Genomic DNA, 10279 nt, shown 5'->3' on the forward strand with positions numbered 1-10279 from the left:
GACGGGCGTCTATACCGGTGATGCGGCCGGCGACACGTACATCAGCATCGAACGTATCGCGGGGACGCAGTACGACGACACCTTCGTCAGCGGGTCCGAGACGGTCTATTTTATCGGTGGCAATGGTTTGGACACGGTCGATTATTCGACGTCCGAAGCGGCTGTGAACGTCAACCTCGTGACGGGGACCGGAACGGGCGGTGATGCACAAGGGGATCAATTCTACCAGATCGAACGTGTCGTCGGCTCGGATTACGGCGATACTCTCACGTCCTCCGCGAGCGACAGCAGGCTTGAAGGTGGGGCCGGTGACGATGTCTACGTCATTGGCAACCAGGGCGCGACGATCACGGAAGCAGCGGGTGGTGGTGACGACGAGATCCGGACCTCGCTTACGACCTATTCGATGGCGAACTATGCGAACGTCGAACGCCTGACATACACCGGAACGATTGGTACTACATTGACCGGCAATGCCGGCAACAACGTCATTACAGGCGGCAATGGGGGTGATACGATAAGCAGTGGTGCCGGTGACGATGCGCTTTATGGCGGCAACGGCAATGACACGCTGATCGGTGGAGCCGGAGCCGACGTTCTCGATGGCGGGGACGGGACGGACACTGCCAGCTACTCGAACGCCACAGAAGCCGTGACGGTCAACCTGAAGACGGGTGTCTATACCGGTGATGCGGCCGGGGACACGTTCATCAGCATCGAACGCATTTCCGGGACGCAGTACAACGACACCTTCGTCAGCGGGTCCGAGACGGTCTATTTTATCGGTGGCAATGGTTTGGACACGGTCGATTATTCGACGTCCGAAGCGGCGGTGAACGTCAACCTCGTGACGGGAACCGGAACGGGCGGTGATGCACAGGGGGACCAGTTCAATCAAATCGAACGTGTTGTCGGCTCAGCTTTTGGCGACACACTGACTTCTTCGACAACTGGTCACATTCTGGACGGTGGAGCCGGTAACGATGTCTACGTCATTGGCAACCAGGGCGTGACGATCACCGAAGCGGCGGGTGGCGGTGATGACGAGATCCGGACCTCGCTTACCACCTATTCGATGGCGAACTATGCGAACGTCGAGCGCCTGACCTATACCGGAACGCTTGGTGCCACATTGACCGGCAATGCCGGTGACAACGTCATTACAGGCGGCAACGGCAATGACACGCTGATCGGCGGTGCCGGAGCCGACGTTCTCGACGGTGGGGATGGGACGGACACTGCCAGCTACTCGAACGCCACATCGGCCGTCACGATCAACCTGAAGACGGGCGTCTATACCGGCGATGCGGCTGGAGATACGTACATCAGCATAGAACGTATCGCGGGGACGCAGTACGATGACACCTTCGTCAGCGGGTCCGAGACTGTCTATTTTATCGGTGGCAATGGTTTGGACACGGTCGACTATTCGACGTCCGGGGCGGCTGTGAACGTCAACCTCGTGACGGGAACCGGAACGGGTGGCGATGCACAAGGGGACCAGTTCAATCAGATCGAACGTGTCGTCGGCTCGGATTATGATGATACGCTGACTTCTTCGACAGTCGGTCACAGTCTGCTGGGCGGCGAGGGCAATGATATCTATGTTGTGGGAAATGCCGGAGTCACTGTGACGGAAGCCGCGGGTGCAGGTGTGGATGAAGTACGAACGGTGCTGACGACCTACACTCTCGGCGACAATCTCGACAATCTGACATACACCGGCGGCGCTAATTTCGCCGGAAACGGTAACGACCTCGCTAACGTGATTACATCGCAGGGCGGTAAGGACACTCTCTATGGTTTCGCCGGGAACGACACTTTCATCGGTGGCGATGCGGGCGATCTCATATATGGAGGCGATGGTTCCGACACTTCGAGCTATTATAATTCTGACGATGCGGTCTTCATCGATCTGCAAGCCGCGACAGCAACAGGCGGCTATGCTCAGGGCGACGTTCTGAACAGCATCGAAAATCTGGTCGGATCTTCTTTTGACGATACCTTGGCCGGAAATGCCGACGCCAATCGCCTGTACGGTCTGAGTGGTATTGACACTATTTCCGGAGGTGCCGGGAACGACTGGATTGATGGAGGGGCGGGAGCTGACGTTATCAGTGGCGGAGATGGTATCGACACGCTGAGCTACGGAACATCCAGCGGAGCCGTATCCGTCAATCTCATCTCTGGTGTTCACACAGGCGCGGATGCCGCCGGCGACACATTCTCGGGTATAGAGATCATCGTGGGCTCCAACTACGGAGACACTTTTGTTGCTGATGGCACAACCTCGATCTACGGCGGCGAAGGAGATGACACTTATATCGTCGATGTAGCCGGTGGAGTGATCGTTGAAGAACTGGATGGCGGCATCGACACGGTGCGGACTTCGTTGAGCTCTTTCACGGTCCAGGAAAACATCGAAGGGGTTGTCTTCACCGGCACGGGCTCGTTCACCGCAATCGGCAACTCTGCGAACAATCATTTGGCAGGCGGCATCGGCGACGACGTCCTTTCGGGTGGGCTCGGCGATGATGTGCTCGTCGGCGGTGTTGGTTCGGACACTTTGGATGGTGGTGACGGCAACGATACGGCGGACTATTCATCTTCCGCGGCCGGCGTGAGCGTCAGTCTGGTTGGTGGTATCGGGGTAGGTGGCGACGCAGCGGGCGATACCTTGATCTCGATCGAAACGGTCATAGGATCCGCCTTCGATGACACGCTAACCTCCACCATGGTAGGAACTACCCTTCAGGGTGGATCTGGTAACGATACCTATGTGGTCAACGATCAAGGCGTCACGATTCTCGAAGGCGCCGGACAAGGTGACGACGAAATACGGACCACGTCGACGAATTACTCAATTGCCGGTAACGTCAATATCGAGCGGCTGACATACATTGGAGGCGGCAACAGTGTACTAACCGGTAACAGCGCCAACAATACAATCACAGGAGGCGCCGGTGACGATATCCTGATCGGCGGCGGGGGAGCGGACAGTCTTGTTGGGGGCGCTGGAACAGATGTGGCGAGCTACGTCACGGCTACGGCCGGTGTGACAATTAACCTGAACACCGGAATTCACACAGGAGATGCGGCCGGAGACACATTCGACGGCATCGAAGTGTTCAACGGAACGAACTACAACGACACATTCTTCGCGACTTCCGGACTTGACATCTTTAATGGCGGCGCCGGGACCGATAGCATAAACTATTCTCTGTCCGACGCTGCCGTGAACGTGAATCTGACTGCGAATGTGCATTCCGGTGGATACGCCTCCGGCGACAGCCTTGTCGGCGTGGAGCGAGTGATCGGTTCCGTATTCGCCGACACATTGGCTTCCTCGACGGCTGGTCATGCACTAATCGGCGGCGCCGGCAACGACGTTTACGTCGTCGGCAGCCAAAGCGTCACTGTCACAGAGAGTGCCGGCGGCGGCGACGATGAGATCCAGACGGGCCTGGCAATATTCACCATGGCAAGTTTCGCGAACGTTGAGCGCCTAACGTATACCGGTACCGCCAATGCCACCCTGACCGGAAATTCCGGCGACAACATCATCCTTGGGGGGGCGGCCAACGATACCTTGCGGGGCGGTGCAGGTGCCGATACGCTGGTCGGCGGCGGCGGCATTGATACTGCAAGTTATTCCAATGCAACCGCTGCGGTGACGATCGATTTGAAAACTGGGCAACACTCAGGTGACGCCGCCGGCGACAGTTTCGACAGTATCGAGGCTTTCATCGGTTCCAGCTACAACGATACCTTTGTCGCGAGTTCAGGTACAGATGTTCTGAATGGTGGCGCCGGGACACTCGACACCGTCGACTATTCGCTCTCCGACAGTGCAGTAAGCGTCAATTTGAATGTCGTCATGCAATCCGGGGGCGACGCCGAAGGCGACAGCCTGACAAACTTTGAGCGGGTGGTGGGCTCTGCCTTTAGTGACACACTGTCGTCCTCGACATCTTCGCACAACCTCGTCGGCGGAATGGGTAACGACGTCTATATCATTGAGAACCAAGGCGTCGTGGTTTCTGAGAATGTCGGCGAAGGTGACGATGAGGTGAGAACATCGCTGAGTTCGTTTTCTATTGGCGGCTACGCTAACGTTGAGCGCCTATCCTATACCGGCGCAGCGGACGCCATCCTAGTCGGGAACTCGGGCGACAACGTGATCTCCGGTGGCGCGGGCAACGACTCGATTCATGGGGGACTGGGCAGCGATCATCTGATTGGCGGTAATGGCGATGACATCCTGATTGGCGGTGAAGGCGCCGATGTCCTAGACGGAGGAGCCGGCATCGACGGTGTCTCCTATCTGGCAAGCACGGCAGGAGTGACCGTGGATTTGGCCGTCGGTACCGGCAGCGGTGGTGATGCCGAGGGTGATTCACTCATCAGCGTTGACTTTGCAATCGGGTCTAACTTCGACGATGTTCTAACTGCGAACGTTGTCGGATCCTTGCTTGAAGGCAGCGATGGTAACGACACTGTTTACGGGGCAGGTGGCGCGGACACAATCTACGGCGGTTCAGGGTCGGGGCTCGTCGCGGGTGGCGATTTGTCTCCTGTCGATCAGGCAGACACGCTGTTTGGTGGCGACGGCAACGACCTGATCTATGCTTCGGGCAGCAGTGGGAATGTCGCGAGCCTCAACGGCAATGATAGCGGCACGCTGATCTACGGTGATGGAGGTGACGACACCGTCTATGCGACCAATTCAACTGTGTATGGCGGTACGGGCAACGACACGATATTGCTGGTCGGCGGTATTGCGCACGGCGATGCAGGGGATGACACACTCACCGGACTTGGAACGGGCTTCCAGCTCTTTGGTGGTGGCGGAGCCGACAGCTTCCATCTGAACGGTGTCATGGGCTTTGTCGACGGCGGGGAAGACGGAGATGTGTATTACGTCGACACTTCTCTGCAATCGACCGTGTCGGATACAGGGAACTCCGGAACCGACTACATCTACTTAAAGACAATAGCCGATATTTCCGCTCTTCAGTACGCGCGAGATGGAGATGATCTTGTTATCTCGACGGTGGATGACTTTAGTGACGGCCTTGCTGAATCGGGTGTTCGAGTGCTGGACTGGTATAATGGTGCAAGCAACATCGAATGGTTTGTCACCGCCGATTCGAGCACGATTTCGGGCTCGTACTTCGCCTAGCCGCATAGAAGGCGGGTTGCCAGAATCACAGTTGGTGACCCGCCAAGCTCATTTTCGATATACCCCGAAGCTGCCGCTGACCACATCGGCAAGCGCTGCCCCCGCCTGTTCAAGTGCTGCGTTGATGTTGTCGAGAACCTGGCGGGTCTGCGGCTCGATGTCGCCGCCAACCAACTCTCCGCCAAGGGCGATGGCGCCTGTGACCTGCCACTGAACTTTCATCCGGCTGCGACTAGAGCCTCGGTGGTTTTGTCCAATTGTTCCGGACCAAAATCTACTCCTCGTCGTGAATAAGACGGGTCAGCGAGCAGGCCGCATCGAATTCAGCCGCAGTGGCACCATGATGCGGAAACTATACCTCCAGCAGCAGCACTGAGGGAACCTCGCCGAGCAGTGCATTGCGTAATAGCCCGTAGCCAATGCCCGCAAGTCCGAGCATAAGGCCGGGCGTCTCCGCGAAATCGGCGACTCCGCATCGCCACCGCCCTTCGAATTCGGATTCCAACAGTGCGCCGGCGGCGATCGCCTGCGCTACACCACGGCTGGCGGCATCGAGAAGCAGCAACGGCTCCGTGTTGCCCAACGTCCCGTGACATAGGCAGTGGCTTCCGCCCCCTCCGTGGCTGTGGATGGCGGCAACGCCGGCGGCTACTTCGTCCTTGATCGCCGGATCGTTGAGATGCCGGCTAAGCTCAATCCGCGACAGCAACATGCCAGTTGCACCATGACACCACGCGGTTGCCCGCTCCGACGATTCGCGCAAGTCTCGCCAAAGTCGGCGCCTCGGGTCGAACGTCGCGCGCTCGAAGCTGAGCGCCTGCATTGCCAATTCGCGCAACTCGTCGTCGCCAGCGACCCTGCCGACCGCCTGGAGCGCCACAGCGATGCCGCCGGCGCCGTGTGCGAAACCGCTGAGCCGTCGCCTCTGCGGCCCGGTTTCCCAGCTCGCTCCGTGTTCGGTTCGCACGGCGGTCTCGGCGAGACGCAGGGCGCACGCCTGTGCGGTTGCGATCGCCTCATCTTCCAGCTCGGTGCCGATCAGCCGCAGCGCGACGATTGCTGCCCCTGCCGCGCCGGAAATGATATCGAGGCCGGTGTCGAAAGCTGCTGCCCGTCGAATCAGGCTCAGAAGTCGCCTGAGCCTCCCGTCCGGCCACTCCCCCAGGCAAGCGGCGAACCTGAGTTCGGCGTAGAGCGAACCCGCCCAGCCATCGAAGGCGCCGATCCTCGCCTTGCGACCGCTACCATAGTGAGCGTGTCGGGCGGTATGGAGGGCTTGCTGCGCCGCAAGCCGGTGGCGCCGCGAGCCGGTGATCTGGGCGAGCTGCGCAAGGAAGACCGCTATCCCGGCAGTGCCGTCATATAGGCTGTCGTCGAGGATGGCGGCGGCGTAATGGCGCTCTCCGCGCTGGGCAAGTCCGACCCAATGCACGCACCCGTCGACAGGAATAGCGCGTCGAACCAGGTGGTCGCCGATCGTAACGGCAGCGTCCATCAGTTTTTCGACGTCGGCGCGGTGTTGAAGTCTACCGATCAGCGCATCCGGCTGCCGCGGGCCACCCACCATGCTGCGGGCTTTAATCGCAGTGCGGATAATGTCCTCCTGCCGGGCCAGATCGGCTGGACCCATGCGCTTCACGGCAGCGGTCAGCAGTTCGGCAGCCGTTTCCGCAAAGAAGTCCGCGCACACCACGTAACCGGACGAGTCCCGAAGGCTGCGATCCGAGCCTTGGCACCAAAAATACGGAATGTCCCCCGACCACAAGTCGCGTTTCTCGCTTGCGATCAGCATGCGCAGATGCGGAGCCTCCTCGACACCGTCCGCGAGGCTGGCAAACGCCATCTCATGATCTATCCCGTCACGCATATGGGTCGGATGATAAGAGTCCCGAAGGGCCAGCGCGTACTGCACCGTTGGCCGCGCCACCCAGCGCGTGCGGACGTCGCCGAACGCGGCCATCGGCCCGTCGCCGGACAGCAACTCCTCTCGTTCCGACAGCAACGCCGAATACGTGGCCCGAAACCCGCGCAGGAGATCGTCCGCGAAAGCCGTGACGGGTTGCGGGCCGTCGGGCAGCTGCGGAACGTTGGTGCGAACCGCAATCTTCGTCTTCTCGTAGACGATGCGCGGATCGTCGCGATCGAACTGCTCGAATTTCGGCTGCAGGAAGGGCGCTACCTGGTCGCTGTCCGCGCCGGCTCCGCTGAGATCGAAGACCCCATCCGCTCCTGTCATCCAGTCCGGCAGCAGTCCGACGCGGAGGACGGTACGGTTGCGAGCGGCCGATCGTCGCGCGACGGCCGACGCCTTTCCTCGCGGACAACGCGCATCCCTGTGCAGGAGAGTTTCCAGGTCGACGACGTAGGGGTGATCGCCGCTCGATATGAGGTTCTCGAAATGGACATCGACGCCGCCGCAAAGGCGCAGCAAGGCCAGCAATGAGCCTAGGCGCTGGTAGTACCGCGCGACTTCCGCGACGGTCTGGCAAGGGCGCGCGGCGATGTACTCCGTCCATCCGTGATCGCCCCGTTCGACGATGGTGAGCGCAGCTGGAGCCGGTTCGGTGCGCTGTCCGAGCCATTCGATGAGTCGATTGAAAGCGACATCGATCGCGAGGCTTTTTGGCTTGTAGACCACCTTGGTATCGCCAAAGGACAGGATTGCCACGCTCCTTGCGCCGCAATGCGGATCGCCTTGGCCAAACTCGATGTCGGTGAGAGCTCGCGCCACGATTCCAAATGGCTCCGCCAGTGCGCACTCGTCCTGAGCAAGATGCGCGAACAGGAGCACCGCCGCCTCGGTGATCAGGGTGGTGACTTCCGCCAACATGCGATCGAGCACGGGGAAGTGCGCAAGGACGCGTGCCCGCTCGTGCGGATCGCCAAGTTGCCGCGCAAAGTGCGACAGCCGCTCCTCGGGGCTCGCTCCCACAAGCGTTCCGGAGAGGCGGGCCATGTTGATCGCCAGGCCAAGGGATGGCATGGCCACGGCCTGCAGCCGCGACAGCAAATGATCCGTGAAACGGGCCTCAACTCTCGCACTGGACGCCGCGCCGAAGACCGCTGTCTCGGCAAGGGCGTTGCGAAGCCTCGCCAATGCCCACAGCACGTAAGGTCGCAGGGCAATCGAAAGGCTATTGCCGGTCGCCGCGCCGTCCAGGTCAACAGCTGCGGAAGCGGCAAGGGCGTCGTTGCGCGTGTCGGCCCACGCGACGGTGCCCCTTGCGTGGCTGAGGCGCTGGTCGCGTTCAACGAAGCCAACCACGCCTTCCGGCGTCAAACCGTCAAAAGAGAGCCACTGCCTGAATGAAAGGTCCCTGTTCCGAAAGAATGTGCGCGCCCACCACGCCATCCGCTCGTGGGCAACACCACCAGTGACCTCCGAAGTAGAACCGCACTCGGCCATCCAAATCGCGCGTTCGCGGAGCGATAGTTCTTTCGCATTGGCTGTCACATGCGTGGCGCCGCGCAGCGGCCGACGCGTCAGCACAGAAGGGCGGTTGCACAGGCAAGACAGGGCGTCCCAAACACCGAGCCGCACGAGCATCCGCCTGTGTAAGTCGAACCGCAACCGCAATCAGCAGTGTACGAGTTGACCGTGCCGCCGCCGGCGCGGATCATCTCGACTCCCTTGTTGGCGGCGCGCATCTGCGCAGGCGCGGCGCCCATCGGATTCTCTGCGATGACCAAGGTGTAGGCGCCCTTTTTCTCCTCGACGATGTTGAAGTCGACAGCGCCGATGTCGAGACCCAGAGACTTCGCGAGAGAGGTTACCGCCTTCTTGGGATCCTTCCTGAGATCTTCGGCGAACTTCGCATCTTCCCAGGATTTCAATGTCACGATCGTTCGCAAGTCAACGGGCAGATCAACCATCTTTGCCTCCAATTTTTGCTTCCGAAAACACTAATTATCTTTATACCGCAACCAGTGAGAGCATGCAAGCAAGCGCAACAATCTTACCGACGTCCCGTCCGTATCGCGCGCCTCCAGGGTCATTTACCCTGAAGGCCGTGCGCGAAATTCCCCATTATTCCAATAATAAGGCCGCTCACTGAATTCGACTCACCGTCTTTCCAAAATGCGACGAATCTGAATCGATAGTGCAAACCAGAGGTTTGCGCTGGGTTTAGCAATTTCAGGTCATGTCCCGAGGAATGGTGTATGAGCGCCGACCTTCGGAGAAGAACCGGGACCGATCAGGCGGCGACGGCGGGCAGCTTGATTGTTGGATTGTCTGTGATGCGGGCAAGCGTTTCAAGGCTCATTTAGCGTCGAGCAACGGCCCGTTCGTCGTTTGTCTCCGGCATAAGCGCGCCGACGAGGCGGACGATTGCCTCGTCGTTGGGGAAGATGCTGATGACGTCGGCGCGGCGCTTGATCTCGCGCTTAACGCGCTCGAGCGGGTTCGCGGATGCGATCTGCGCCCAGTGTTCGCGCGGGAAGCACGTGTAGGCGAGCACGTCGTCGCGGGAAGCAATCCATCAGGGCGCCGAGCTTGGGCTGCTTCTCCCGCAGCGCGTCGGCCACGGCGTCCCACTGCGTTTCGGCATCGGCCTTCGCTTCCTGCGCGAAGATCGTCTTCAGCATTGCCGCCACCGCCATGCGCTGCTTCGTCGGCGCATGGGCGAGCGCGTTGCACATCCAGTGAATGCGGCACCTCTGGCGCGTGGCGTTGAACACCCGGCGTGCCGCGGCGCGCAGGCCTTTGTGGCCGTCCGCAATGACCAGCTTCACGCCACGCAGGCCGCGGTCAGCGAGAGACTGCAGGAAGTCGGTCCAGAACGTTTCTGCTTCTGACGGGCCGGTGGCTACGCCCAGCACCTCGCGCTTGCCGTCATCGTTCACCGCCACTGCGATTATCACGGCACGGCTGACGATCCTGCCGCCCTCGCGCACCTTCAGGTAGGTCGCGTCGAGCCACAGATAAGGCCAGCTGCCTTCCAGCGGTCGGGCGAGGAAGGCATTCACCCGTTCGTCGATCTCGGCACAGAGGCGGCTCATCTGGCTCTTCGACATGCCGCCCGCACCCATCGCCTTGACCAAATCGTCGACCGAGCGTGTCGAGACGCCGTGGACATATGCTTCCTGGATCACCGC

At 60.3% G+C, this 10279-nt stretch carries 4 protein-coding genes and 1 pseudogene; 1 reads left to right on the top strand and 4 read right to left on the bottom strand.

Annotation, left to right across the window (positions count from 1 at the left end):
* The first annotated feature begins 127 nt into the window (after positions 1 to 127).
* A complete protein-coding gene (locus DFR48_RS22030) occupies positions 128 to 5182 on the top strand; it encodes a beta strand repeat-containing protein (RefSeq protein ID WP_280956440.1) in 5055 nt (1684 codons plus the stop codon).
* A gap of 48 nt (positions 5183 to 5230) precedes the next feature.
* On the opposite strand, the gene DFR48_RS19620 is transcribed toward DFR48_RS22030, so the two are convergent.
* From DFR48_RS19620 to DFR48_RS19635, 4 genes and pseudogenes are all read right to left on the bottom strand, one after another.
* Positions 5231 to 5404, bottom strand: coding sequence for a RidA family protein (locus tag DFR48_RS19620; protein ID WP_114364910.1), 174 nt, complete (start codon positions 5402 to 5404; stop codon positions 5231 to 5233).
* 130 nt (positions 5405 to 5534) lie between these two features.
* The gene (locus tag DFR48_RS19625; protein ID WP_170141939.1) at positions 5535 to 8723 is read right to left on the bottom strand and encodes a type 2 lanthipeptide synthetase LanM family protein; all 3189 of its coding nucleotides are present in this window, start codon (positions 8721 to 8723) and stop codon (positions 5535 to 5537) included.
* Positions 8666 to 9067, bottom strand: a complete 402-nt coding sequence (locus tag DFR48_RS19630) for a hypothetical protein (RefSeq protein WP_114364912.1) — start codon at positions 9065 to 9067, stop codon at positions 8666 to 8668. Before DFR48_RS19630 ends, DFR48_RS19625 begins: the two co-directional genes overlap by 58 nt.
* 311 nt (positions 9068 to 9378) lie before the next feature.
* Positions 9379 to 10279 (bottom strand): annotated as a pseudogene (locus tag DFR48_RS19635) (IS256 family transposase); the annotation flags it as partial.

It is taken from the genome of Ciceribacter lividus, assembly GCF_003337715.1.
GTDB classification, from domain to species: domain Bacteria; phylum Pseudomonadota; class Alphaproteobacteria; order Rhizobiales; family Rhizobiaceae; genus Allorhizobium; species Allorhizobium lividum.